Genomic DNA, 25624 nt, shown 5'->3' with positions numbered 1-25624 from the left:
ACCCACCCCCGCCCAGGACGCTTAGACGCTGCCCCACCAGTGCAAACACCCCTTCACCCCCCACCCGCCCCGCCCCCCGGCCCGTCAAGAAACGCCGGAGCGGCCCGCTGCCTTGACTCTCCACCGCCCTCGCTCAGGGAGCGCTCTCTCGACGTCTTCGCGACAGGCCCCGGAAGCGGGGCGAACCGGTCGTCCGGGGGTCCACTTGATCTTCGTCGAGGCGAACCGGCAGAATGGCCCATCCGCCTCAAGGAGGGGAGCCACCGCATGCCCGACCTCTTACCGGCTATGACGACGTATCTCAGGGTGATGCTGCTCCTCCTCGGCGCCCTCAGCCTCGGCCTCGGCGTCTTCATGCTGTCGGCCCGCCGGATCCCGCGCTGGCTGCCGGCACGAATGCACCGGGCCCGGTGGAAGCCGCTCGGCTGGTCGGCCGTCTTCCTGTGCGCCTTCACCGTGGCGAACGCCCTCCCCGCGCTGCTGCAGGCGCCGGCGGCGGTGCAGGGCGCCCTGATCCTGCCCGCCCTGGGCTTCTTCGCCGCCGCGCTGATCCTGAGCGCCAGGTCGTACCAGCCGCGACGGGCCGGGCGGTAGGCGGCGCGGGCCGCCGCGACACCTACCGACCGGGCGCTCTCAGCCCTTGATGCAGATGAGCTGCCGCAGGTGCGCCACCACCTGCACCAGATCCGTCTGAGCCGCCATCACCGACTCCAGGTCCTTGTACGCCCCCGGGATCTCGTCGAGCACCCCGGAGTCCTTGCGGCACTCCACGCCCGCCGTCTGCTCTTCCAGATCCTTGACGGTGAAGGTCTTCTTGGCCTTGTTGCGGCTCATCTTCCGCCCCGCGCCGTGCGAGGCCGAGTTGAACGCCGCGCCGTTGCCCAGGCCCTTGACGATGTACGTCCCCGTGGCCATCGAGCCCGGGATGATCCCCAGGTCGCCGGCGCCGGCCCGGATCGCGCCCTTCCTGGTGACCAGCACGTCCACGCCGTCGTACCGCTCCTCGGCCACGTAGTTGTGGTGGCAGGAGATCGGCTGGTCGAACGTGACGCCCGGCAGGTGCCGCCGCAGCACGTCGCAGACCAGCCCCATCATCAGCGCCCGGTTGCGCCGCGCGTAGTCCTGCGCCCAGAACAGGTCGCGCCGGTAGGCGGCCATCTCCGGCGTGCCGCCGAGGAACACCGCGAGGTCGCGGTCCACCAGCCCCTGGTTGTGCGAGAGCCCGCGGGCCACGCCGATGTGGTGCTCGGCCAGCTCCTTGCCGATGTTGCGCGACCCGGAGTGCAGCACGACCCACACCTGGCCCTCGTCGTCGGCGCACACCTCAAGGAAGTGGTTGCCGCCGCCGAGCGTGCCCATCTGCACCTCGGCCCGCTCGCGCCGCGCCTTGACGGCCGGGGCGAGGTCGTCGAAGCCCTTCCAGAACTCCGCCCAGCCGGCCGTCCTCATCCCGTGCACGTTGCCGGGATCGACCGGCCGCTTGTGGTGCCCGAACCCGACCGGCACCGCCTGTTCGAGCTTCCCCCGCAGGTAGGCCAGGTTGTCGGGGAGCTGCGAAGCCCGGTACGACGTCTTGACCGCCGTCATCCCGCACCCGATGTCCACGCCGACGGCCGCCGGCGAGACCGCGTCACGCATCGCGATGACCGAGCCCACCGTCGCGCCCTTGCCGTGGTGCACGTCCGGCATGACGGCGACACCGTGGACCCACTCCAGGTTCGCCACGTTGCGCAGCTGCTGCATCGCCTGCGGATCGACCGCCTCGGGCTCCGCCCACATGCGCAGCGGACGCCGCGTTCCGGCCACCTCGTTGTACGCCATCTCGTATCGCCTCCTCCCGGTCACATCCCGAACGCGATCTATCACGCCAGACTCCTCATACCCCCCGCAAGCGAATTACCGGGAACGCCTCACACGAGCGACCCTTCGCGTACGGGCTCCGGCGTGCGGGCCTTCCCGGGCAGGAGCGGGACGAGCGCGAGCACGACCACGTTGGCGGCGACGCCGAGCCAGAAGACCCCGCGCAACCCGCTGACCGGGTCGGAGGCGGTCTGGACGACGAGCGTGACGAGGGCGACGCCGAGGGCCGCGCCGAGCTGGTTGAGCATGTAGAGCACCGAACTGCCCTGCGCCACCAGGGGCCCGGGGAGGGTGCGGTAGAGCGAGCCCATGGTCGGGGCGCTGTAGCAGCCGCTGCCCAGGCCGAACGTGAGCGCCGCCAGCGCCGGCCACACCTCCGGCGTGTCCGGCCCGACGCGGGTCAGGGCGAGCAGGCTGAGCACGGCCACGACCGCGCCGCCGACGGCCAGGCCGCGCGCGCCGAGCCGGTCGGACAGCCGCCCGGCCAGTGGCATGGCGATGGAGCCGCCGAGCCCGAGCGGGGCCATGAGCAGCCCGGCGGCCAGCACGCCGTGCCCGTGCGCCTGCTGGTAGTACAGGGGCAGGGCGAACAGGCCGGCGTACAGGCCCATGCCGCCGAGCCCCATGATCGTGACGCTGGCGCTGAACCCCCGGCTGCGGAACAGCCGCAGGTCGATCAGCGGAGCCGGGCCGCGACGCCGGCGCAGCGCGTGCCCGGCGTACATGATCAGCAGCACCGCTCCCGCGCCCAGCGGCAGCAGCGCCTGCCACGCCGCGATCGCGCCCTGCTCGGCCGTCTGGGACAGCCCCAGCACGACCGCCGCGAACCCCGGCCCGAGCAGCGCCAGCCCCAGCACGTCCAGGCGTGCCGGCCCCTGCCCGGCGCCTCCACCGCCCGCGCCGGCCTCCCCGGCTCCCCCGGACTCGCCCGCCTGCGACCCGCCGCCGCCGGGCCGGTCCCCCGGGATCACGCGCAGTGCCAGCACCAGCGCCACGATCCCGACCACCACGCTGACCAGGAACATCGCCCGCCACGTCAGCGCCCCGAGCAGCGCCCCGCCGGCGATCGGCCCGAGCACCGGCCCCAGCGACAGCACCACGCCCATCAGCCCCATCACCCGCCCGGCCCGGCGCGGCCCCGCAGCCCGGGCCAGCAGGATCAGGACGAGCGGATCGAGCACCCCCGCCCCGATGCCCTGCACCACCCGGAACGCGATCAGGCTCCCCACGTCCCAGGCCAGGCCCGCGCCCAGCGACCCGGCCAGGAACAGGCCCAGCCCCGCCACCCACAACCGCTTGCCGCCGTACCGGTCGACGGCCCAGGTGGTGAACGGGATCGTCGCCGTCACGGCCAGCAGGAACCCGGTGGACGCCCAGCCGACCGTGCTCAGCGAGGCGTCGAACGCCTCGGCCAGCGATCCGGTGGCGACCGCGGCCATCGTGCTGTTGAGGATCCCCAGCAGCCCGCCGAGCAGGACCACGCCGATGATCCCCAGCAACCGGCGATCCAGTTGATCCATAGTTTCTGAACTCATGGGTTCAACATAAGTACCTAAATAGTAAGGGCGCAACCTCTCCGTCCATGAAGTTGAACCAGCGAGTACAATCGACGACATGACCACCACCCGGGGGCGGATCGACAAGCGGCAGGCGATCCTGGAAGGCGCGTTCACCGTGTTCGCCCGCGAGGGCTACGCGCAGGCGTGCGTCCAGAAGATCGCGCAGGAGGCCGGCGTGGCCAAGCCGACGGTCTACAACCACATGACCGACAAGGCCACCCTGTTCAGGCACGCCATGGAGGCGGCCGCGCGCACCGTGCTCGACGAGCGGATCGCCGCGCTGGAGCCGCTCGCCGACCCCGGCGCCGACCTTCGCGCCACGCTGGAGGAGGTCGCCCACGCCCTGCTCCGCCTGCACACCGACGGCCGCTCGTGCGCGCTGCGCCGCCTGCTGTTCTCGGAGATCACCCACTTCCCCGACCTCCTGGAGATCGTCCAGGACAGCGGCCCCGACCGGCTCAGACAGGCGCTCGCCGACCGCCTGGCCCGGCTCGCCCTGACCGGCCGCCTGCGCACCACCGACCCCGACCTGACGGCCGAGCAGTTCCTGGCCCTGCTCCTCGGCCCGCTGGAGGCCCGCACCCGGCTGGGCACCCGCACGCTGCCGGACCCGGAGCTGCGCACGATGGCCGGCGACACCGTGGAGAGCTTCCTCCGGGCCTGGGGAGCGGCCTGACACGTGGCGGCCGGCGACGCGGCTTCACGCCCCCTTGCCGGACACCCGCCGCGATCGCGCGAGGGCGGTTTCACCACAAGGGCCGCGAACCCGCGACACGCGGCACGCGAATCAAGGCGACAATAGCTCTTGTCGATGGTGAACAAGGGATATAGTCTGCCGCGTGTGGTAGAACGAGACGACTACGCGGCCATCCGCGACCGGATCATCGGGCTCTCCCACCTACACGGCCTGCGCTGCGACTGGGCGGAAACGACCCGGCGGCAGCGATTCCTTCTGCTGTGGGACACCGAGGGCCGGGTCGTGGCCCGCGCGATCGTCCCGCTCTACCCCGGGGAGACACCGCACCTGGTGGACTCCCTCGAACGAGGGCTGGCGCATCTGTTCGGCGAGGGCTGGCTGAAGGACTGACTGGAGCATCCGCATGACCACAGACCGCGTCGACGTGCACGTCACCATGGCCGGGAGCCTGTGGCTGGCCCAGGTGGACGGCGTGGCCGGCGGCATGTCGGCCCGCACGCTCAAAGAACTGCACGGAGACGTCGCCGAGGGGCTCCCGTTCCTGTTCGCCGACCGCGACCGGCCGCCGTCCCCCGTCTTCCACTACACCCTGCCCGGCCTGTCGGAGCAGGACCTCGACGACTTCGCCGCCCTGCAGCGCCAGGCCGCCGCCATCGCCGAGGACTACACGCGCACGCTGAAGAAACGCGTCAAGCACATGCACGAGCTGGGCCTGTCCGACGGCGACATCGGGGAGCTGCTCGGGCTGACCAAGCAACGCATCCAGCAGATCCGCACCAACGCCAACGACGAGGCCCGCCAGAGCGGCTGACTCCCTCCGGGAGCGAGGCCCGCCGGAACCGGTCGTGCTCCGGCGGTCTCCGGCCGGTCAGACCTCCCGCAACGGATGACGCGCCGGCGAGCCCGGGACGGTCAGGCCCGCCGGGACCGGCAGTGCTCCGGCGGGCCGTCGCCGGTCAGGAGGCCGGGCGGTCGTCCGTCCAGCCCGCCTCGATCAGCGCGCTGGAGTTCCACACCGTGCCCGGCTCGAACCCGGCCTGCATGCCGCCGGGCTCCACCACCACGAACTCGTTGGCCAGCCCCCGCCCGGTGGCCTCGTCGAAGATCAGCCGGTTCTCGGAGACCCCGCCGGCGGCGTAGCGCTCCTCGACCGACACGGCCGTGCCCTGCCGGCCCTCGGCGTCGGTCACGTTCCCGGTCACCTTCACGCTGTCGAGCTCGGCCAGCATCCGGAACGCGGCCCCCCGCACCTCGGGCGTCACCGGCATGTCCATGATCAGCCCCACGCTGACCTTGAACAACCACGTGTCCCCCGACATCTTCTCGCCGCTCGACTCGGTGCCGTGTCCTCTGTAGGAGGCCATGAGCCACTTCTTCAGCGCGCCAGGCTCGTCCGGCAGCCCGCGCAGCTCCTTCATGGTGACGTTCCGTCCCAGCCAGAACACCTTGTCACCGTCCGCCAGCGGCATGTGACTGGTCTCGGCCCGCCCCTCGGACGTGCTGAGCGTCAACGCCCCGTACCCGCCCTTCGCGGGCGTGTCCGCCCCCTTTCCGGGCGCGGGCCGCCGGCCCTTCCCCGGCACCACGACGGCGATCTCGGACGGCGCCCCCGCCCGCTCCCACGCCTTCCGGTCGGCCTCGGTGGCCGGCTCGGCCCCGAGCGGCCGGGTACGGGCCCACTGCTCGCCCCCGACGGCGGCGGGCGTCCATCCTTCGTTGCGCTGCCTGTCCACGACCAGGTAGTCGCCGGAGACGGCGGCGTACAGGTGGCGGCTCACCGTCTCGCTGTGCCACCAGTCGCCGCTGCCCTCCGCCTGCCGATCGGCCCGCTCGGCCGCGGCCAGCAGCACCTCCCGGGCCGGCAACGTCACCCGGGGAGCCGCCGACGCCCCTGGCGCCTCCGTACCCGGGCCCGTGCCCGTGCCCCGCTCCTGGCCCGGCTTCTCGCCCTGGCCCGCCACGATCTGCCGGTCGTCGGGCGCGCGCGGGGTCGTGGGCGCGGCCCCGTTCCCCGACATGACCACCGCCACGGCCGTCACCGCGGCGGCCGCCGCCCCCGCCAGCCCCAGCCCCCAGGCCGGCCGTACGACGGTTCTGCGCCGCCGCGCCTCCCTGGGACCCGCCATCGCGCGGGCCAGCTCCGCGGCCCTGGTGCCCTCGTCCACCGGCCGGTCGCCGAGATGCGCGGGCCTGGCCGCCCGAAGCTCCTCCATGGGGTTCATGACCACTCCTCGCTCAGATTCCGGACGTGGGGCACGGACGACTCAGCGGCCCTCCTCCGAGACCGCCCACCAGCCACGGACGGCTCAGCGGCCCTGCTCCGGGACCGCCCACCAGCCGCGGCGGGCGGCTCGCCGACCGCCTCCATCGCCTGTCTGAGCCGCTTGCGCGCCCGATGCAGCCGTACGCGATAGGCCGCCGACGAGCAGCCGATCACCCGGGCGGCCTCCTTGGGCGTCAGCCCGTGCCAGGCGACGAGGACGAGGATCTCCCGATCGTCCTCCTGCAACGCGGCCAGCGCGCGCAGCACCCCCATCCGCTCGGTCACCTGATCGGCCACGTCCCCCTCGGTCCAGGCCCGCAGCTCGGCGGCCATGGCCTCCCTGCGGATCTCCGCGCGCACGTTGTCACGCAGCACGTTCCTGGCGACCCCGAGCAACCACGGCAACGCCGGCTCGGGCACGTCGTCCAGCCGCCGCCAGGCGATCGCGAACGTCTCGCTCACCACCTCGTCCGCGACCTGCCGCCCCGCGCGAGCGACCACGTAGGCCCACACGCGTTGCCGGCATTCGTCGTACATGCCGGTGAACCGGTGCGCATCATCCGTCACCGCCCAGCCCCTTCGTTCGGGATGCGTTCTTCTGACACCAGGAAGTGGTGCGAACCCTCCCGTTGTTACCCGCCACCCCAAATCCCCGCTCCGCTACCCGCGGGGCAGAACCACGGGGGCGCCTCTCCCGAGCAGGCAGGGCAGATCGACCAGCAGCACGTCCCTCCTGCGCCGCGCCTGTGCCGCTACCCGGTCTCCATGAGATCGCGCTGCGGCACGGTGATCAGGTCTTGAGACGCACGAGAGGATCAACGGGCGTGATCACCTGCCGCTTTCCCCCATCTAGTATGTCGGCGAGCATACAAATCAGGTGACACACGAGTTACCTGATGGGGTCGCCAGAACTCACTCCCCCGAGTACAGACGGCGGAGATCGACCAACTCCACGTCCGCCCGCCCGCGCGCCGCCGTCACCAGCGCCTCGCTGAAACCGGCGCGCGCGAACAGCAGCAGCTTGGGCGGGGCGTCGACCTGGACGTCCGGCAGCAGGGCACGCAGGTGTTCCAGCCGCTGCAACTGCGCCACGTCCATGGGCCCGAGAGTCCCCTTGGCCTCGCCGATCGCCGTGATCCGATCAGGCACGGACGAATCGGTCTCCGTAACCACCACGTCGAGCTCGTGCCCCTGCCGGTGCGTGCGACACGAGATCGTGCTGGGACGTACGGCGCTCGCGGTGCCGCCCAGCGTGTCGTCCGAGGCATGCAGGAAGCACCATTCGCGGGCCAGGTCCTCGAAGTGCGGACCGTAGATCTTGGACCCCACCGTGTCGGCGCTGGACTGCCAGACCCGCACGGCTCTGCCCGCCACCAGCTCGGGCTCCCTCCGCTGCGTGATGAGCTGGTGCAGCCGGACGATCGGCTCGGCGATCCGGTACACGCTGCGCTTCTGCCGCAGGGCGTCGTCCACCTGCTCGACGAGTCCGATGCCCCGCAGGCCGGTGAGCAGGTGGCCCAGCGCGCTGACGGGCCGTCCCAGGGCGGCGGCGATCTCCGTACGGCGGTGGTTACCCGCGCTGATGGCGGCCAGGACAGCGGCGAACGAGGTCGGGTCGACGATCGACGGCTCCTCCCGCAGCAGCAGCCCGCCCTCCCTGAACATCGCCGAGGCGGGGTTCAGCAACCGCCGGTGCACCCAACGGTCGAAAGCACCGAGATCGTCCGGTCCCGAGCCACCGCACATCTCCCGGTACGCGGGAGTGCCACCGACCAGGGCATGAACCCGGAAGGCCAGCTCGGGATCCGCCGTCAGCCCCCAGAACGCGCCGGCGTCCCTGAAGCCGAAGGGCCGCACCACGAGTTCGAGCACCGCCCGACCGCGCAGCGGCGCTCCCCCGCCCAGCAGTTCGGCCATCGTGGTGAGCGCGCTGCCGCACAGGATCAGCCGGGTGCGGGTGTGCTCCTTCGCGTGCCCCGTCGGGCTGAGCGCCTGCTGCAGGTACGACGGCAGCGCCGGCGTGGCGGAGATCAGGTAGGGGAACTCGTCGATGATCACGGGGACGGCGCGTTCCTCACCAAGACGCAAGAGCTCGTCGAGCCCTTCTCGCCAGTCGCCGAACGAGACCGGCTGCCGCAGCCCTCGATGGGCGGCGTAGGCGGCGCCCAGATCGGCGAGGTTCTGCGTCTCGCTCTGCTGGGTCGCGGCGAAGAGCAGGCCCCCGCTCGCCTGCGCGAGAAGTTCGAGCATGAGCGTCTTACCCTGGCGGCGCCGCCCGTACACCAGCCCTAGCGTGGCACCCGTGGTGGGAGCAGCGACGAAGTCGGCGAGCGCTTCCCACTCCTCGTCACGACCGAACAACCGCGCCGGCTTCTCCACTCTTCCACCGCCGCCTTCCGAGAATGATAGCTGCAGCTATCATAGCTGTAGCTATCATTCACCGTCGCATCATTTTTCTTCTGTCTGACACGCGTCCTTCGCCAGGAACCGCTCTGCCTGGCGCGCCCCCTGGCCGGACCGGAACTAGGCATCGCGCTGCCGGTGCTCATGTCCTGAGGAAGCAGGCGACTCCGAACCTCCTGTAAGGTAATGGTCGATCGCAGGCACCACCCCGGTGGAGCCGGCGACGTGACCGGGACGTAGCGCAGCTTGGTAGCGCACTTGACTGGGGGTCAAGGGGTCGCAGGTTCAAATCCTGTCGTCCCGACCAGATTTCGCTGGTCGATGAGGGTGTCACCCGCAGAGGTGGCACCCTTTCGCGTTGGTGAGCGACCAACCGGGCGTGACCCCCGAGCCGGACAGCAGAGAGACGAGCCCGTGCGGCTGCTCATCTACCCGGCCCTGGCGGCCTGCGTCCTCATCAGGAAACGCGTCGTCCAGGGCGGCCGGGCGGTCGCCGACAGGCCGCGAGGTGCCACAAGCAGGACAGCCTGAGACCACCCCGTGCGAAGCCCGTTCGCTTGGGGTGGTCTCAGGCTGTCATCCCTGCCGGAGGGCGTGGCCTACTTGGCGTTGGCCTTGAGGTAGTCGCTGTTCATCTGGGCGATGGCGTCCAGCGGGATGCCCTTCGGGCACACGGCCGTGCACTCGCCCGTGTTGGTGCAGCCGCCGAAGCCCTCCGCGTCCATCTGGTCCACCATGGCCTTGGCGCGCGACAGGCGCTCCGGCTGGCCCTGGGGCAGCAGGCTGAGGTGGGTGATCTTGGCGGCGGTGAAGAGGGAGGCGGAGCCGTTCGGGCAGGCCGCGACGCAGGCGCCGCAGCCGATGCAGGTGGCCGCGTCGAAGGCGGCGTCCGCGTCCTCCTTGCGGACCGGGACGCTGTGGGCGTCCGGGGCCGAGCCGGCCGGGACCGAGACGAAGCCGCCCGCCTGGATGATGCGGTCGAACGCGCTGCGGTCCACCACCAGGTCCTTGACGACCGGGAACGGGGCCGCGCGCCACGGCTCGATGGTGATCTCGGCGCCGTCCTCGAAGTGGCGCATGTGCAGCTGACAGGTCGTCGTGGCGCGCTGCTCGCCGTGGGCGACGCCGTTGATGACCATGCCGCACATGCCGCAGATGCCCTCGCGGCAGTCGTGGTCGAAGGCGATCGGGTCGTCGCCCTCCAGGATGAGGCGCTCGTTGAGGACGTCCAGCATCTCCAGGAACGACATGTCCGGGGAGACGTCCTCCACCTTGTACGTCACCATCCGACCCTTGTCGGACTGGTCCTTCTGACGCCAAACGCGCAGGGTCAGGTTCACTTGTAGCTCCGCTGGGTCATCTTGACGTACTCGTACTCGAGCGGTTCCTTGTGCAGCACCGGCCCGTCAGGGGTGTGCTCCCAGGCCGAGACGTGCGCGAAGTTCTCGTCGTCGCGCAGCGCCTCGCCGTCGGCGTCCTGGGACTCGGCGCGGAAGTGACCGCCGCAGGACTCGGTGCGGACCAGGGCGTCCAGGCACATCAGCTCGGCCAGGTCGAAGAAGTCGGCGACGCGGCCGGCCTTCTCCAGCACCTGGTTGAGCTCCTCGGCGGTGCCGGTCACCTTGACGTTCTGCCAGAACTCCTCGCGCAGCTCGGGGATGCGCTCCAGCGCCTTGCGCAGCGACTCCTCGGTGCGCTCCATGCCGCAGTAGTCCCACATGAGCCTGCCCAGCTCGCGGTGGAAGGAGTCGGGGGTGCGGGTGCCGTTGACGGAGAGCAGGCGATCGATCTTGTTGCGGACCTTGATCTCGGCCTCGGCCACGGCCTCCTCGTCCACGTCGCCGTACGGGCCGTTGGCCAGGTAGTCGCCGATCGTGGTGGGGAGCACGAAGTATCCGTCGGCCAGGCCCTGCATCAGCGCGGACGCGCCGAGGCGGTTGGCGCCGTGGTCGGAGAAGTTGGCCTCGCCGATGACGAACAGGCCGGGGATCGTGGACTGCAGGTCGTAGTCCACCCACAGGCCGCCCATGGTGTAGTGCACGGCGGGGTAGATGCGCATCGGCACGTCGTACGGGTTCTCGCCCGTGATGCGCTCGTACATCTCGAACAGGTTGCCGTACTTCTTCTCGACCGCGTCGCGCCCGAGGCGGTTGATCGCGTCGCGGAAGTCGAGGTAGACGCCCAGGCCGCCGGGGCCGACGCCGCGGCCCTCGTCGCAGACGTTCTTGGCGGCGCGGGAGGCGATGTCACGCGGCACCAGGTTGCCGAAGCTGGGGTAGATGCGCTCCAGGTAGTAGTCGCGCTCCTCCTCCGGGATGTCGCCGGGGGCGCGCTCGTCGTTCTTGCGCAGCGGCACCCACACGCGGCCGTCGTTGCGCAGCGACTCCGACATGAGCGTCAGCTTCGACTGGTACTCGCCCGACACCGGGATGCAGGTCGGGTGGATCTGCGTGTAGCAGGGGTTGGCGAAGTACGCCCCGCGCTCGTGCGCCCGCCAGATGGCGGTGGTGTTGCAGCCCTTGGCGTTCGTGGACAGGAAGAACACGTTGCCGTAGCCGCCGGTGGCCAGCACCACGGCGTCGGCCAGGTGGCGCTCGATCTCGCCGGTCACCATGTCGCGCACGATGATGCCGCGCGCCCGCCCGTCGGCGACGATCAGGTCGAGCATCTCGTGGCGGGTGTGCATCTCGACGGTCCCGGCCGCGACCTGCCGCTCCAGCGCCTGGTACGCGCCCAGCAGGAGCTGCTGGCCCGTCTGGCCGCGGGCGTAGAAGGTGCGGGAGACCTGGGCGCCGCCGAACGAGCGGGTGTCGAGCAGGCCGCCGTACTCGCGGGCGAACGGCACGCCCTGGGCCACGGCCTGGTCGATGATGTTCACCGAGACCTGGGCCAGGCGGTAGACGTTCGACTCGCGGGCGCGGAAGTCGCCGCCCTTGACCGTGTCGTAGAAGAGGCGGTAGATCGAGTCGCCGTCGCCGCGGTAGTTCTTGGCGGCGTTGATGCCGCCCTGGGCGGCGATGGAGTGGGCGCGCCTGGGCGAGTCCTGGTAGCAGAAGGACTTGACGTTGTAGCCCAGCTCGCCGAGCGTCGCCGCGGCGGAGCCGCCCGCCAGGCCGGTGCCGACGACGATCACGTTGAGCTTGCGCTTGTTGGCCGGGTTGACCAGCTTGGCGCTGAACTTGCGCTTCTCCCAGCGCTCCTCGATGGGCCCGTCGGGAGCCTTGGTGTCCCTGATCTCGGGGCCTTCGGTGTACTTCACTTGACAACTCCGAACGTGATCGCGAGGGGCGGGAGCAGGAAGCCGATCACCAGGACGATGGAGACGAGACCGGCGGTGGCGCGCAGGGCCTTGTTGCGGTCGCGGTTGGCCCAGCCGAGCGTCTGGAAGGCGCTCCAGATGCCGTGGCGCAGGTGCATGCCCACCATGACGACGGCCACGAAGTAGATGAGGGTGACCCACCACCGGGACGGGTCGAAGCCGGAGATCATCCGGTCGGCCGGGGCCGAGTTGAAGCCTTCGGGGTTGACGACGCCGAAGGTGAGGTCGAGCAGGTGCCAGATCACGAAGAGCACGATGGTCACGCCGCCCCATCGCATGATGTGCGTGGCGTAGCCGTTCGCCTGCGACTTCCTGGCCACGTACTTGACGGGCCTGGCCTTGCCCGCGCGGCGCGACAGCGAGATCGCGGCCCACATGTGCAGGACGACCGCGACCACGAGGCCGATCTCCAGGATCGTCAGCACCGTGCGGTACGGCGCGAAGGGCTCCAGCAGCGTCCGCAGCCAGTGGGCGTACTCGTTGAACGAGTCACGGCCGAAGAAGATCTTCAGGTTGCCCAGCATGTGGAGCACGAGGAAGCTCACCATCACGGCGCCCGTGACGGCCATGACGACTTTCTTGCCGTTGGACGAGGTCAGGAACCCGCCCGGCTTCCTCGGCGTTGAAGTCTTCGGCGTTGGAGTCTTCTTCTTGGAAGCAGGGGTGTTAACAGGCGCGGTGGCGGAGCCGCGCTCTATCGTGGCAGTCACGACTTCACGCTAGATATCCAGCGATGATCCGTCCAAGTCATCGCGGGTCTGGTTTCGATAGCCACCGGCTATGATGCGGGTAGGCGCGGCTTTACGGCCGGCTTACACCGCGCCGGTGCGAGGAAAATCACATGCAGTTCCAGCAGCTCGCGTACTTCGTGGCGGTGGCCGAGACCCGGCACTTCACCCAGGCGGCCGAGCGCATGCGGGTCGCGCAGCCGTCGCTCAGCAAGCAGATCAAGGCGCTGGAGGACGACCTCGGCGCGCGGCTGTTCTCGCGGGCGCGCGGCAACGTCACGCTGACCGCGGCCGGCGAGGCGCTGCTCCCGCTGGCCCGCCGCATCCTGGCCGACGCCGACACCGCCAGGCAGGAGGTGGCCCAGCTCGCCGGGCTGCGCCGCGGCCGGGTGCGCATCGGGGCCACGCCGTCGCTCTGCGCGGGGCTGATGGCCGACGCGCTGGCCCGCTTCCACAGCGCGTACCCGGGCATCGAGCTGCTGGTGGAGGAGGGCGGCTCGCGTGACCTGGTCAGGGCGCTGGCCCGGGGTGCGCTCGACCTGTCGCTGATCATCATGCCGCTGCAGAGCGACGACCCCGCGCTGGTGACCGAGGAGATCCTGCGCGAGAACCTCGTGGTGGTCTCGCCCTCCCACGAGCCGGTCCGGCGGCCCTACCTGCGCATCGAGGAGCTGCGGGGGCGGCCGATGGTGATGTTCCGGCGCGGCTACGACCTGCGGGAGGCGACGCTGGCGGCGTGCCGGCAGGCCGGGTTCGAGCCCCGGTTCGCGGTGCAGGGCGGCGAGATGGACGCGGTGCTGCGCTTCGTGGAGGCGGGCCTGGGCGTGGCCGTGGTGCCGTCGATGGTGCTCGACGGGCGGCCCGGGCTGCAGGGCATCCCGCTGGCGCCGCCGGGGCTCAGCCGCACGATCGCGCTGGCCCACCGCAAGGACGTGGAGCCGACGAGGGCCGCGCAGGCGTTCAGGGAGACCCTGCTGGCGTTCGTCCTTCAGGCCGGACATGACGGCACGCTTCCACAAGGGGTCGCGCTCATCGCAGAATGAGCCCAAGTGGCCCGACTCCCCTGAGGGGAATTTTGACGGCAATTCTCACGGAAACGCTGACGCTCCTCCTCATCGAGGACGATGACGGTGACGCCTTCCTCGTCGAGGAGCTGCTCAAGCAGGCCGTGGCGCCGCCCAGGATCTTCCGGGCGCGCAGCCTGCGCGAGGCCAGGCAGAAGCTCACCCCCGCGGTCCAGTGCGTGCTGGTGGACCTCAACCTGCCCGACGCCAGCCGGCTGGAGGCGCTGGAGGGGGTGCTCGCGGTCGCCGCGCCGCACACGGCCGTGCTGGCGCTGACCGGCGTCAGCGACGTCCACGTGGGCGTCTCGGCGGTGCAGTCCGGCGCGCAGGACTACCTGGTCAAGGGCGACGTGGACGCGCGGCTGCTGGCCAGGTCCATCAGGTACGCGATGGAGCGCAAGCGCGCCGACCTGGCCCAGCTCAAGCTCGTGCAGGCGGAGCTGACGGCCAAGGAGAACGCCCGGCTGGAGAGCGCCCTGCTGCCCGACCCGCTGCTGCGCACCACGTCCATCGAGCACCTCACCCGCTACCTGCCGGGCAGCGGCGGCACGCTGGCCGGCGACTTCTTCGACACCGTGCAGACGCCCGACGGCGCGGTGCACCTGGTGATCGGCGACGTGTGCGGGCACGGCCCCGACGAGGCGGCGCTGGGCGTGGCGCTGCGCATCGCCTGGCGCACGCTGGTGCTGGCCGGGCAGACCGGCGACACGCTGCTGCGCACGCTCGACACGCTGCTGCGGGCCGAGCGCAACGCGCCCGAGATCTTCACCACGCTCTGCATGGCCACCGTCGACCCCGGCCTGAGCCACGCCCGCATGCGCGTGGTCGGGCATCCGCCGCCGGTGCTGGTGCGCGACGGCGTCGTCGAGGTGGTGGACGGCACGCCGTCCGGCCCGCCGCTCGGGATCTTCCCCGACGCGGAGTGGTCGGTGATCGACGTCCCGCTGGGCGGTGAGTGGACGATGATGCTCTACACCGACGGCCTGATCGAGGCGGCCGTGGGCGAGCCCAGCGGGTCACTGGGCGTCGAGGGCCTGGTCGACCTGGTACGCGAGCACGGCGGCATCGACCTCGACCGGCTCATCAGGCACGTGGGCAGGCTGAGCGACGACCTGGCCGTGCTCATGGTCCGAAGGAGAGGCCCGTGAGCCGAGTGGCCGGCAAGCGCCCGAGATCCCGGCACGGACGGAGGAGCCCATGAGCATCCACCCCCTGCCTCCGCCCAAGGAGCCGACCGGGCTGGGCAGGCTGCCGGCCCGCCGCTGGTTCCTGCTGGTCGGCGCGCTGGCGGCGGTCACCTTCACCGGCGGCGTCGTGTCGGTCATGGTGCTGATCGCCGACGCCCGGCGGCTCGGCCCCGCGCCGGACGTGGGCGCGCAGCTCGACCAGCTCACCGTGGCCCTGATCGTGCTGTTCGGGCTGCAACTGGCCTGGGGCGTCGGGCTGGGCGTCACGGTGCGCTACGCCGTGCTCAAGCCCATCGACCAGCTCACCGAGCAGGTCCGTACGGTCGCCGGCGGCGACTTCGACCACGACCTGCACGTCGACCGCCCCAGGGAGCTGGCCGAGCTGTCCAGCCACATCGACTCCATGCGCGCCAGGATCGTCGCGGCCTGGCGGGTGGCCACCGACCAGACCGAGGAGCTGCGCCGGTCGAACGGGGAGCTGGAGCAGTTCGCGTACGTGGCCAGCCACGACCTCCAGGAGCCGCTGCGCAAGGTCGCCAGCTTCACCCAGATGCTGGAGCAGCGCTACGGCGCCCAGCTCGACGACCGGGCCAGGCAGTACATCCACTACGCGGTGGACGGCGCCAAGCGCATGCAGCTGCTCATCAACGACCTGCTCGACTTCTCCCGGGTCGGCCGGGTGACCGGGGAGAGGAGCACGGTCGACTCGGGCGCCGCGCTGGACCGGGCGCTGGACAACCTCTCGGCGGCCATCGAGGACGCCGGCGCGACCGTCACCCGGGACGAGCTGCCCCCGGTCATCGGCAACCAGCTCCAGCTCACCCAGCTCTTCCAGAACCTGATCGAGAACGCCGTCAAGTTCCGCTCGGAGGAGCCGCCGCGGGTGCACATCGGGGCCAGGCGGGCCGGCGACATGTGGGAGTTCAGCTGCTCCGACAACGGCATCGGCGTGGAGCCCAAGTACGCCGACCGCATCTTCCTGATCTTCCAGCGCCTCCATCCCCGCGACGTGTACCCGGGGACGGGCATCGGGCTGGCGCTGTGCCGGAAGATCGTCGAGTATCACGGCGGGACGTTGTGGCTCGACGGCACCCCGGGACACGAGAAAGACCCTGCGGCAGACGCCGGGACGGACGGCGGCGGGCCGGCCCGGGCGGCGGGTCACGGCGCGACGTTCCGCTGGACGCTCCCCGCGGCGAGAGGCTGACGATGAACGGATGGCGCCCGATCGAGGTGCTGCTGGTCGAGGACGACCAGGCTGACGTCCTGCTCACCAAGGAGGCCTTCGACCTCAACAAGGTGCGCAACCGGCTCAACGTGGTCAACGACGGCGAGCAGGCGATGGCGTACCTGCGCCGCCAGGACGGCTTCGCCCACGCCTCGCGCCCCGACCTGATCCTGCTCGACCTCAACCTGCCCCGGATGAGCGGCATGGAGGTGTTGAGGGAGGTGAAGGCCGACAGCGAGCTGCGCACGATCCCGGTGGTGATCCTGACGACGTCGGAGGCCGAGGAGGACATCCTCCACAGCTACCGGCTGCACGCGAACGCCTATGTCGCGAAGCCGGTGGATTTCGAGCAATTCATCCGAGTTGTCCGGCAAATCGATGATTTTTTCGTCACTGTGGTGAAGTTGCCGGCCCAGGGGTAGCGTCCTGACGCGCGAGGGTGACAGGAATCACAGTCAGTCATCGAAAAAGTGAGTGACCCCGCTCACAAATTTCGATCCTGTCGTCGTAACGTATCCCCCACCAACGCGCGCCCGAGCGGGCACCTCCGTAGGAGCGCGCCCAGCGAAACGAAACCACGGGCCCCCTGCGCGACGGGGTCCGCGGGAGGTGGAGAGGTCCGCGATGACCCAGACGACGCCCGACGCTCCAGTACGAAGGCAACGTGCGCAAGTCAAGGTGCGCACCCTGCGAACAGACAGATGGTGGCTGACCCCGTTCGTGACGTTCCTGGGGCTCAGCTCATTCCTCGTCTACGGTGTATGGGCGATCATCGACAACAGCATCTTCGTCGATCCCTACATCGCCCCGTTCGCCTCACCCTGCCTGGCCGCGGTGACGTGCCCCGAAGGGGCGCAGCTGTTCGGGTGGGCGCCGATCGGCGACTGGTACGCCCTGTCGCCCGGCCTGCTCATCCTCGCCCTGCCCGGCGGATTCCGGCTGACCTGCTACTACTACCGCAAGTCCTACTACCGCTCCTTCTGGTTGTCGCCGCCCGCCTGCGCGGTGCAGGAGCCGCACGGCAAGTACACCGGTGAGCGGCGCTTCCCGCTCATCATGCAGAACGTCCACCGGTACTTCTTCTACGCCGCCATCGTGATCGGTCTCATCCTGGCCTACGACGCCGTGCTGGCGCTCGTGCACAAGCCGGCGGGCCTGGGGAGCTGGATCCTGATCCTCAACGCCGTCCTCATCAACGCCTACACGCTGTCGTGCCACTCCTGCCGGCACATCGTCGCGGGCCGGCTCAACCACTTCTCCCGCCACCCGCTGCGCTACCGGGCCTGGGGGTTCGTCTCCAAGCTCAACGCCAAGCACCAACCCCTCGCGTGGGCCTCGATGTTCTCCGTCATGGGCGCCGACCTGTACGTCCGCCTGGTGGCCAAGGGCATCATCAACTTCCCGTACGCGTAAGGACAGCTTTCAGTGGAAAACACGCACAACACAGAGCGCCACGAGTACGACGTCGTCGTGATCGGCGCGGGCGGGGCCGGCCTGCGGGCCGCGATCGAGGCCCGCCAGCAGGGCAAGAGGACGGCCATCGTCTGCAAGTCGCTGTTCGGCAAGGCGCACACCGTCATGGCCGAGGGCGGCGCGGCGGCGGCGATGGGCAACGTCAACCCCGACGACAACTGGATGGTGCACTTCCGGGACACCATGCGCGGCGGCAAGTTCCTCAACAACTGGCGCATGGCCGAGCTGCACGCCAAGGAGGCCCCCGACCGCGTGTGGGAGCTGGAGGCGTGGGGCGCGCTGTTCGACCGCACCAAGGACGGCAAGATCAGCCAGCGGAACTTCGGCGGGCACGAGTACCCACGGCTCGCACACGTGGGCGACCGTACCGGGCTGGAGCTGATCCGTACCCTGCAGCAGCGCGTGGTCGCGCTCCAGCAGGAGGACTACGAGACGCACGGCGACTACGAGGCCTACATCAAGGTCTTCGCCGAGTGCACGGTCACCCGGCTGCTCAAGGACGGCGACGCGATCTCCGGCGCGTTCGGCTACTGGCGCGAGACCGGCAACTTCGTGCTCTTCGACGCCCCGGCCGTGGTGCTGGCCACCGGCGGCATCGGCAAGTCCTACGTCGTGACCTCCAACTCCTGGGAGTACACCGGCGACGGCCACGCCCTGGCCCTGCTCGCCGGCGCGAACCTGATCAACATGGAGTTCATCCAGTTCCACCCCACGGGGATGGTCTGGCCGCCGTCGGTGCGCGGCATCCTCGTCACCGAGTCCGTCCGGGGCGACGGCGGCGTGCTGCGTAACTCCGAGGGCCGGCGCTTCATGTTCGACTACATCCCCGACGTCTTCAAGGACAAGTACGCCACCACCGAGGAGGAGGGCGACCGCTGGTACACCGACCAGGCCAACAACCGGCGCCCGCCCGAGCTGCTGCCGCGTGACGAGGTGGCCCGCGCGATCAACGCCGAGGTGAAGGCCGGGCGCGGCTCGCCCCAGGGCGGCGTCTTCCTCGACGTCTCCACCCGGCTGCCCGCCGAGGAGATCAAGAAGCGGCTGCCGTCGATGCACCACCAGTTCAAGGAGCTGGCCGACGTCGACATCACCGCCGAGCCCATGCAGGTGGGCCCGACCTGCCACTACATCATGGGCGGCGTCGAGGTCGACGCCGACACCGGCGCGGCGGCCGTGCCGGGGCTGTTCGCGGCCGGCGAGGTCTCCGGCGGCATGCACGGCTCCAACCGGCTGGGCGGCAACTCGCTCTCCGACCTGCTGGTGTTCGGCCGGCGGGCGGGCGCGGGCGCGGCCGAGTACATCGACTCGCTCGCGAGCCGGCCCAAGGTGCTGCCCGAGCAGGTGGAGTTCGCCAGGGAGGAGGCGCTGGCCCCGCTGGGCCGCAGCGGCGAGAACCCCTACGAGGTCCACCACGAGCTCCAGCGCACGATGAACGACCTGGTCGGCATCATCCGCAAGGCCGAGGAGGTCTCCGAGGCCCTGGAGGTCGTCGAGAAGCTCAAGGAGCGGGTGCGCCTGGTCGGGGCGGCCGGCTCGCGCATCTACAACCCCGGCTGGCACCTCGCGATCGACCTGCGCAACATGGTGCTGGTCTCGGAGTGCGTGGCGCGCGCCGCGCTGATGCGCGAGGAGAGCCGCGGCGGGCACACCCGCGACGACTTCCCCGGGATGGACCCGGAGTGGCGCCGCAAGCTGCTCGTCTGCTCCACCGAGGACGGCTCCTCGGTCAAGGTGCGGGTACGCGTCCAGCCGCCCATGCGGGACGACCTGATCACCCTGTTCGACCGTGACGAGCTGAAGAAGTACCTCACCGACGAAGAGATGGCCGAGTTCGACGGGATAGCGAAGAAGTCATGAGCTACAAGGCAAAGTTCAAGGTCTGGCGCGGTGAGGGCGGAGAGGGCAGGCTCGAGGACTTCACCGTCGAGGTGAACGAGGGCGAGGTCGTCCTCGACATCATCCACCGCCTCCAGGCCACGCAGGCCCCCGACCTGGCGGTGCGGTGGAACTGCAAGGCGGGCAAGTGCGGCTCGTGCAGCATGGAGATCAACGGCAAGCCGCGGCTCGGCTGCATGACCCGGATGTCCACCTTCTCCGAGGACGAGACCATCACGGTCACCCCCATGCGGACGTTCCCGGTCATCAAGGACCTCGTGACCGACGTCTCGTACAACTACCAGAAGGCCAGGGAGGTCCCCTCCTTCACGCCGCCGAGCGGCGTGCGGCCGGGCGAATACCGGATGAAGCAGGTCGACGTCGAGCGCTCGCAGGAGTTCCGCAAGTGCATCGAGTGCTTCATGTGCAACAACGTCTGCCACGTGATCCGCGACCACGAGGAGAACAAGACCAACTTCTCCGGTCCCCGCTTCCTCATGCGGATCGCCGAGCTGGACATGCACCCCTACGACGTGGCGGACCGGCAGGAGGCGGCCCAGCAGGAGCACGGGCTCGGCTACTGCAACATCACCAAGTGCTGCACCGAGGTCTGCCCCGAGCACATCAAGATCACCGACAACGCGCTGATCCCGATGAAGGAGCGCGTGGTGGACCGCAAGTACGATCCGCTGGTGTGGCTGGGCAACAAGATCTTCCGGCGCGGCAAGTGAGCGGATGACGAAGCGGGGGCCGGATGTCCGGCCCCCGCTCTCGTTTTCGCCTACTTCTTCCTGCCGAACCGCCTGCGCTTGGGGTCGGGCATCTCCTTGGTCGGCTCGCGCGGCCCGTCCTCCGGCTGCCGTGCCTCCTGTGACGCCTCCTGCGACGCCTTCTGTGACGCCTCCTGTGACGCCTCCTGGGGGGCGGGCTGGGGCGGCAGCGGCTGGACGGCCGTCACGTCGCCGTCGGCCGGCAGGTACGGCGGCGGCTCGTAGTCCCTGGGCGCGTTCGGGTCGCGCGGCACGGCCGGGCGGAACAGCGAGCCGGGCTCGCCCTGCTCCCACGGCTCCGAGTCGCCGGGCTCGGCGGCGGAGGCCGGGCCGAGCGGCTGGTCGAGACCGCCGTCGTAGGGCTCCGCACCGCCCGGCGGGATATCGGCGGGCGGCGGCGACGGCGGCACCAGCGGCTCGAACAGGTCGCGCTCGCGGGCCGGCTCGCCGGCCGGCCGCGGGGGCTCGCTGTAGGAGTCGAACTCGTCCGGGTGCAGCACCACGGGCTCCGGCGGCGCCTCCCCGTGCACGCCGGGCTCCTGCATGTAGCCCTGCGGCGGGTACGGATGGTTCGGGTCCTGGTAGCCGTACTGGGGCGGGCCGCTCGGATAGGTCTGCACCGGCACGAAGCTGATGATCGGCGCGTACGCCGTGCCGCCCGGGTACGTGGGCGGAGCCGGGAAGCCCGACGCCGCGTAACCGGGCCCCGCCGGATAGCCGCCGCCGTGCGGGGGCAGGTCCGGCCGGGGTCCCATGGGCGCGGTCGGCTGCGCGCCCAGCGGCCCCGCGTGCTGAGGGCCGGCCCTGCGCACGGCCGCCGCGTGGGCCATCCTGCGCAGCCGTCCCTCGAAGATCAGCACCGCGAACAGCGCGAGCAGCACCAGCACCAGCGCCGGGATGCTGAGCTTGCGCGTCAGCTCGGTCTGGTCGAACTCCGGCGCCGCCTTCCGCAGCTCCAGCACCTCCTCGGTGGAGGCGACCTGCGTCTCGCTCGGCTGCGGGGTGGTGGCCGCCTCGGTCGGCGCGATGGTCGGCATCTCGACGGACTGCTCGGGCGTGGGCGTGGTGGAGGTGACGGGCGGAACCTCGACGCTCTGCGTGGGCAGCGGCTGCGGGTTCTGCGTCGGAGTCGTCTCCGGGACCGGCGGAGGCGTGCTGGTCTTGGTCGGGGTCGGGCTCGGCGGCTTGCTGGTCTTGGTCGGGGTCGCGGTGACGGTCTTGGTGACCGTCGTCTCCGGCGCCTCCTCCGGCCCGGTGGGGCTCGGCGAGCCCAGCGTCGTGGTGACCGTGATCGTGGTCTCGGGCGTGATGTCGGTGCACAGCGACACGTCGGCGTCACAGGGCTCGACGACAGGATCCAACCGCGCGGCGGACGCGCTGGCGCTCTGCGTGATGAACGGGGCCGCTCCGACGCCCGTCAGGCCGAGCGCCAGGACGATAGCGGACACGGCTGTCGCTCGTGTGCGTGCCACCGGTGCCCTCCGCGGATTCCCGGAACCATGGTCAAGGGAATACTAGCCGGGTAAAAGTAACAGTAAAGACGGAATTACAACACCTTTTTCCGGTTACGTCCTCGTTGTACCGTGCCAATGCACCACAGGCCTCCCAGAAGCACTCCGATGCCACCCGCGACCATGGGCAACGCCCAGGGACCGTCGATCGGGCTCACCCACGTGACCGGCTCGACCGGCTTCGCATTCACGGCCACGGCCAGCGGCAGCGGCGCCTCTCCACTGGCCGCGTCGGGCCGGAACGTGACCACCGGCCCCGCCACCTCCGGCGCCCGGGGCTCCGCGGCGGCTGCCGCTCCGGAGCCTCCCGACGCCGCGCCACCAGGCGCCTTCCCGGGTGCGGCCTCCGGCAGCACAAGCCCGCCCGCCGCCGCGGCGGGCTCCTGAGCCCGGGCCGCCAGCAGGCCGCCCTCCCGCGACTCCCCCGAAGCCCGCGACGCCCGGCCCGCCCCTGTCTCCGCACCCACGACTCCCGTCCCCGCGCCCACGGCCTCCGCCCGCTTGCCCGCGTCCGTGCCCGCCGCCGGCGTCGATCCGTCCGCGCCGGCCACGGCGGACCTCCGCCCCTCACCCGCACCCGCGGCCGGCCGCCCCACTCCTGAGGCGCTCCGCCCCGCGTCCGTGCTGGGGCGGCGCTTCTCCGGTCGCACGCGGTGTGCGGGGCCGCTGAGGACCGCCGCTTCGCCCGCGATCGGCCCGTGGGCCCCTCCGGTGATCGGCTGCCCGGCGCGTCCCGTGAGCGGGCCCGTGACCCGGCCTGTGAGCGGGCCCGTGGCCCGGCCCGTGGTGGGCTCGCCGGTGTGTTCCGTGGGCTGTTGCCTGACCCGCACGGCGGTCGTCTCGCTCATGGTCGTCAGGCCGCCGCCCTTGACGTCCCGGGTCCGGGCCACCGCCGCGAGCACCACCTTCCGTGCCCCCTCAGGCGCCCTGAGCGTGACGTCCACGGCCCGCTCGCCGGCGACCTTCCCCAGCGCGCACACCCGCGTGCCCGGCACGACCCCGTCCGCCGGCGCAGCGGCGCCCACGGCGGCCAGCGCCCGCACCGCCGGCGCCCCGGCCGCCGTGCCGTACCCAGCCGAGGCGGGGTGCGGGTCCGGAGCGGAGCGCGAGTCCGGAGCGGAGCGCGAGTCCGGAGCCGAGCGCGCGTCTGAGGTGGAGCGCGTGTCTGGGGTGTGGCCGGCGGCCGAGGGGGCGGCCACGGCGCCGCTCAGGGGGGCGCCGGCGGCCTCGGGACGGCCCGTGGCCGGGCCCTGCGCCGGGGACGGCACGCAGGCCACCTCCGCCAGCGCCTCCGCCGGGCTGGCGGCCACCGCCACCCGGGCCCCTCTGGCCATCCCGTTGATCCGCACCCGGAACCGCTGCACGTCGCCGGTCCGCATCCACTTGCCGACCCCGTCGGCGCCGTTGACGCGTTCGAGCACCAGCGACACCCCGGCCGCGGCCACGGGCACGGCGGGCACCGCCGCCAGGACCAGCGCTCCGGCGATGATCCAGCCACGCCGCATCGCTCCCCAACTCCCCCTGCCGTGACAAAACTACCGCTAGTAATCATTGTGTCACAGAGAGGGACGGCCTAATCGGGGAGGAGCAGATTTTCCACGGCCTTCATGATGGGCAGGTCGGCCCCCAGCCACTCGACGTCGCCGTATTCGCCCGGCCCGAGCCAGCGCAGCGCCAGGTGCTCCTTGGCCTCGGGGGTGCCGGAGACGAGGGAGCAGAGCCACACACGCATGACGTACCCCTCGGCCAGCGGCCAGTCACCGCCGACGCGTTCGCCCACCGCGATCTCCACGCCGAGCTCCTCCCGGCACTCGCGCACCAGGGCCGTCTCGTCGTCCTCCCCGGGGTCCACCTTCCCGCCGGGGAACTCCCAGCCGCCGGCCAGCGCGGCGGGCTCGGCGCGCTGGGCGGCCAGCACCCGCGCGCCGGGAGCGACGATCACCGCGGCCACCACCACAGTCATGGGCTTCATAGGGAAGGATTCTGCAGCTTCTTGATCTGCTCCAGCACGTCGGGGTTCTGGAGGGGACGGGTGAAGCCCACCCGGTTGTCGCGCGCCTGGTAGCTCGTCACCTTGATCGGCCCGCAGAGCCGGCACCGGGCCTCCAGCATCTTGCCTTTCGACACGACCAGACCGACGTGGCCGGGGTTGTTCGGGGAGGTGCCGGGGCCGGAGTTGAAGAACACCAGGTCCCCCGGCTGCTCCTGACCCTCTAACACCTTCACGCCGAACGGCCACTGCCCGAACGTCGTACGCGGGATCGACAACCCCGCCGCCTTGTACGCCGCGTAGATCACCCCGGAGCAGTCGAACGAGTCGGGCCCCGTCCCGCCCCACAGGTACGGCTTGCCGCGCTGCGCCAGCGCGAACTGCAGGATCTTGGCCACGAGGTCGCTCGGCGCGGCCTCGATCAGCGGGTCGTCGCAGTCCTCGGACGCCTGCGGCGGCACCTTCACCTCGCCGGACTTGGCGTACTTCCTGGCGATCTCCTCGACCTGGTCGACGTACCACCAGGCCCGGTTGTAGACGAACAGCGCCCGCCGCACGTTCTCGGGCGCGCCGTTGCGCTTGAGCATCTTGGCGGCGCCGAGGATCGCGTCGGCCGGGTTGTAGACGTCGGCCACGCCGTCCTCGTCGCCGTCGGAGGCGTACCCGTTGACCTTGGCCGTCGCCGGGATCCTGGCCTTGCCGCCCCACGTGGAGATGAGGAACTGCATCGGCCCGGCCGCGCCCGCCGAGTTGGTGCCGCTCTTGACGCCCGGCAGATCGGAGCGGCCGTGGTCGGTCTCGCGCTTGCCCACCGCGGCCAGGATGTTCCACTGGACGCCGATCTTCTTGCCGTGCTTCTCGTACAGCTCCAGGTATTCGGCGGGGATGTCGGAGGTGGCCGAGTCGGAGACCTCCTCCACCTGCGCGTCGTCCTCGCAGTCGACGGTGGTGCCGCCGTTGCTGAGGAACGACGGCATCGACATCAGCAGCAGCGGAGAGATGATCACGGCCGCCAGGAGCAGCATCCCGGCCAGGCCGAGGATCAGGGCGAGGCGGCCTCGCGACAGTTTCACCCGAGCTCGTCCCCCTTCTGGCCGTCGGTGGAGGGCAGGATGTCGTAGATGCGCCAGTCGGCGCCGGACTGGCTGACCGTGACCGCGAACTCCTCCGCCACCTGCTGGTTGCCGCTCCTGGCGGTGACCTGCCGGTTCGCGGTGACCACGAAGACGATGGAGGTCTTGTCGACCTGCCTGATCTCCTTCAGCGTGGCGGTGGCGGTGGAGACGATCTCGTCGGCGCGCTTCTGCTCGACGGTGCCCGCCGAGGTCATCGTCCTGGCCAGCGTGTCGCCGAGCTCGGCCGTGGTGTACGCCTTGAGCCGCTCGGCGTACGCGGCCGGGTCCTCGTCGTGACGCCAGGTGCCGTACGCGGCGGTGAACCGCTCCGCCACGTCCGCCGCCGCGGCGAGCTGCTCCTTGCTCATCGGCAGGTAGGAGTAGACGTCGAACGGCGCGGCGCTCGCGGTCGCCAGCGGCGTGCTCGTCGCCACGGCCGGGCCGGTGACGAGGGTCGCCTCCGGCTCGGGCGCCGCCTGCTCGGGAGAGTCCGGCCACATCGTCAGGTAGATGCCGACCGCTGCGATGACCACGACGACGGCGGCGAAGGCCACCCCTCGCCTGTCACCCGGCTGCGCCATA

The 25624-nt window shown here is 71.0% G+C and carries 24 protein-coding genes and 1 tRNA gene; 12 read left to right on the top strand and 13 right to left on the bottom strand.

The window, feature by feature from the left end:
- Positions 1 to 288: 288 nt before the first annotated feature.
- Entirely contained in the window at positions 289 to 594 is a 306-nt protein-coding gene (locus IO39_RS33315) for a hypothetical protein (protein WP_043631541.1), read from the top strand.
- A gap of 39 nt (positions 595 to 633) precedes the next feature.
- On the opposite strand, the gene IO39_RS33310 is transcribed toward IO39_RS33315, so the two are convergent.
- Together IO39_RS33310 and IO39_RS33305 are read right to left on the bottom strand one after the other, a co-directional pair.
- The gene (locus IO39_RS33310) at positions 634 to 1821 is read right to left on the bottom strand and encodes an RtcB family protein (RefSeq protein WP_043631539.1); all 1188 of its coding nucleotides are present in this window, start codon (positions 1819 to 1821) and stop codon (positions 634 to 636) included.
- A gap of 89 nt (positions 1822 to 1910) precedes the next feature.
- On the bottom strand, positions 1911 to 3395 hold the full coding sequence (locus IO39_RS33305; RefSeq protein WP_043631536.1) for an MFS transporter: 1485 nt from the start codon (positions 3393 to 3395) through the stop codon (positions 1911 to 1913).
- 79 nt (positions 3396 to 3474) lie between these two features.
- On the opposite strand from IO39_RS33305, the gene IO39_RS33300 reads away from it, so the two are divergent.
- From IO39_RS33300 to IO39_RS33290, 3 genes are all read left to right on the top strand, one after another.
- Positions 3475 to 4095, top strand: coding sequence for a TetR/AcrR family transcriptional regulator (locus IO39_RS33300; RefSeq protein WP_043631533.1), 621 nt, complete (start codon positions 3475 to 3477; stop codon positions 4093 to 4095).
- A gap of 165 nt (positions 4096 to 4260) precedes the next feature.
- Entirely contained in the window at positions 4261 to 4506 is a 246-nt protein-coding gene (locus IO39_RS33295) for a hypothetical protein (protein ID WP_043631530.1), read from the top strand.
- 13 nt (positions 4507 to 4519) lie between these two features.
- Positions 4520 to 4927 (top strand): hypothetical protein, encoded by a 408-nt coding sequence (locus IO39_RS33290; RefSeq protein WP_043631527.1) that lies wholly within the window; start codon positions 4520 to 4522, stop codon positions 4925 to 4927.
- A gap of 145 nt (positions 4928 to 5072) precedes the next feature.
- Here the strand turns inward: IO39_RS33290 and IO39_RS33285 are convergent, their stop codons facing one another.
- The 3 genes from IO39_RS33285 to IO39_RS33275 form a co-directional block, all read right to left on the bottom strand.
- On the bottom strand, positions 5073 to 6338 hold the full coding sequence (locus tag IO39_RS33285; protein ID WP_157549201.1) for a CU044_5270 family protein: 1266 nt from the start codon (positions 6336 to 6338) through the stop codon (positions 5073 to 5075).
- Positions 6335 to 6946 (bottom strand): RNA polymerase sigma factor, encoded by a 612-nt coding sequence (locus IO39_RS33280; RefSeq protein ID WP_245642443.1) that lies wholly within the window; start codon positions 6944 to 6946, stop codon positions 6335 to 6337. The genes IO39_RS33285 and IO39_RS33280 overlap by 4 nt, the downstream gene beginning before the upstream one ends.
- Positions 6947 to 7291: 345 nt before the next feature.
- On the bottom strand, positions 7292 to 8758 hold the full coding sequence (locus IO39_RS33275) for an AAA family ATPase (RefSeq protein WP_043631521.1): 1467 nt from the start codon (positions 8756 to 8758) through the stop codon (positions 7292 to 7294).
- A gap of 254 nt (positions 8759 to 9012) precedes the next feature.
- Here IO39_RS33275 and IO39_RS33270 point away from each other — a divergent pair.
- A tRNA-Pro gene (locus IO39_RS33270) sits at positions 9013 to 9089 on the top strand.
- 292 nt (positions 9090 to 9381) lie between these two features.
- Here the strand turns inward: IO39_RS33270 and IO39_RS33265 are convergent.
- Genes IO39_RS33265 through IO39_RS33255 form a run of 3 tightly spaced genes read right to left on the bottom strand, consistent with a single transcriptional unit; the run spans position 9382 to position 12811 of the window.
- Positions 9382 to 10122 carry a succinate dehydrogenase/fumarate reductase iron-sulfur subunit gene (locus tag IO39_RS33265; RefSeq protein WP_043631519.1) on the bottom strand — a complete coding sequence of 247 codons (741 nt, stop codon included), beginning with the start codon at positions 10120 to 10122 and terminating at the stop codon, positions 9382 to 9384.
- Positions 10119 to 12041, bottom strand: a complete 1923-nt coding sequence (locus tag IO39_RS33260; protein WP_043631516.1) for a fumarate reductase/succinate dehydrogenase flavoprotein subunit — start codon at positions 12039 to 12041, stop codon at positions 10119 to 10121. Before IO39_RS33260 ends, IO39_RS33265 begins: the two co-directional genes overlap by 4 nt.
- Positions 12038 to 12811, bottom strand: coding sequence for a succinate dehydrogenase cytochrome b subunit (locus IO39_RS33255; protein WP_084773911.1), 774 nt, complete (start codon positions 12809 to 12811; stop codon positions 12038 to 12040). The genes IO39_RS33260 and IO39_RS33255 overlap by 4 nt, the downstream gene beginning before the upstream one ends.
- Positions 12812 to 12942: 131 nt before the next feature.
- Between IO39_RS33255 and IO39_RS33250 the strand changes: the two genes are divergently transcribed.
- The 7 genes from IO39_RS33250 (at position 12943) to IO39_RS33220 (ending at position 20387) form a co-directional block, all read left to right on the top strand.
- Positions 12943 to 13872 (top strand): LysR family transcriptional regulator, encoded by a 930-nt coding sequence (locus tag IO39_RS33250; RefSeq protein WP_043631514.1) that lies wholly within the window; start codon positions 12943 to 12945, stop codon positions 13870 to 13872.
- Between the two features lie 32 nt (positions 13873 to 13904).
- Positions 13905 to 15041 (top strand): PP2C family protein-serine/threonine phosphatase, encoded by a 1137-nt coding sequence (locus IO39_RS33245; protein ID WP_043631512.1) that lies wholly within the window; start codon positions 13905 to 13907, stop codon positions 15039 to 15041.
- A gap of 49 nt (positions 15042 to 15090) precedes the next feature.
- Positions 15091 to 16287, top strand: a complete 1197-nt coding sequence (locus tag IO39_RS33240; protein WP_052423674.1) for a sensor histidine kinase — start codon at positions 15091 to 15093, stop codon at positions 16285 to 16287.
- A gap of 2 nt (positions 16288 to 16289) precedes the next feature.
- Complete coding sequence (locus IO39_RS33235; RefSeq protein ID WP_043631509.1) at positions 16290 to 16730, top strand: response regulator; 441 nt, start codon at positions 16290 to 16292, stop codon at positions 16728 to 16730.
- 202 nt (positions 16731 to 16932) lie between these two features.
- On the top strand, positions 16933 to 17721 hold the full coding sequence (sdhC, locus tag IO39_RS33230; protein ID WP_043631507.1) for a succinate dehydrogenase subunit SdhC: 789 nt from the start codon (positions 16933 to 16935) through the stop codon (positions 17719 to 17721).
- A 12-nt stretch (positions 17722 to 17733) separates the two neighbouring features.
- Entirely contained in the window at positions 17734 to 19638 is a 1905-nt protein-coding gene (locus IO39_RS33225; RefSeq protein ID WP_043631504.1) for a fumarate reductase/succinate dehydrogenase flavoprotein subunit, read from the top strand.
- Entirely contained in the window at positions 19635 to 20387 is a 753-nt protein-coding gene (locus IO39_RS33220) for a succinate dehydrogenase/fumarate reductase iron-sulfur subunit (protein WP_043631500.1), read from the top strand. Before IO39_RS33225 ends, IO39_RS33220 begins: the two co-directional genes overlap by 4 nt.
- 50 nt (positions 20388 to 20437) lie before the next feature.
- Here IO39_RS33220 and IO39_RS55090 read toward each other — a convergent pair whose 3' ends face one another.
- The 5 genes from IO39_RS55090 to IO39_RS33195 all read right to left on the bottom strand — a co-directional run bounded on the left by IO39_RS55090 (position 20438) and on the right by IO39_RS33195 (position 25623).
- Complete coding sequence (locus IO39_RS55090) at positions 20438 to 21874, bottom strand: hypothetical protein (RefSeq protein ID WP_043631497.1); 1437 nt, start codon at positions 21872 to 21874, stop codon at positions 20438 to 20440.
- 98 nt (positions 21875 to 21972) lie between these two features.
- Positions 21973 to 23442 (bottom strand): hypothetical protein, encoded by a 1470-nt coding sequence (locus IO39_RS33210; RefSeq protein ID WP_043631493.1) that lies wholly within the window; start codon positions 23440 to 23442, stop codon positions 21973 to 21975.
- A 68-nt stretch (positions 23443 to 23510) separates the two neighbouring features.
- Positions 23511 to 23909 (bottom strand): (deoxy)nucleoside triphosphate pyrophosphohydrolase, encoded by a 399-nt coding sequence (locus IO39_RS33205; protein ID WP_043631490.1) that lies wholly within the window; start codon positions 23907 to 23909, stop codon positions 23511 to 23513.
- A complete protein-coding gene (locus IO39_RS33200; protein WP_063765388.1) occupies positions 23906 to 25000 on the bottom strand; it encodes a C40 family peptidase in 1095 nt (364 codons plus the stop codon). Before IO39_RS33200 ends, IO39_RS33205 begins: the two co-directional genes overlap by 4 nt.
- Complete coding sequence (locus tag IO39_RS33195) at positions 24997 to 25623, bottom strand: hypothetical protein (protein WP_043631487.1); 627 nt, start codon at positions 25621 to 25623, stop codon at positions 24997 to 24999. The genes IO39_RS33200 and IO39_RS33195 overlap by 4 nt, the downstream gene beginning before the upstream one ends.
- Position 25624 lies beyond the last annotated feature (1 nt).

The sequence above is a fragment of the Nonomuraea candida genome, assembly GCF_000725485.1.
GTDB lineage: Bacteria > Actinomycetota > Actinomycetes > Streptosporangiales > Streptosporangiaceae > Nonomuraea > Nonomuraea candida.
Note: the sequence above shows the minus strand (reverse complement) of the source record. Positions and strands in the feature narration are given on the sequence as shown.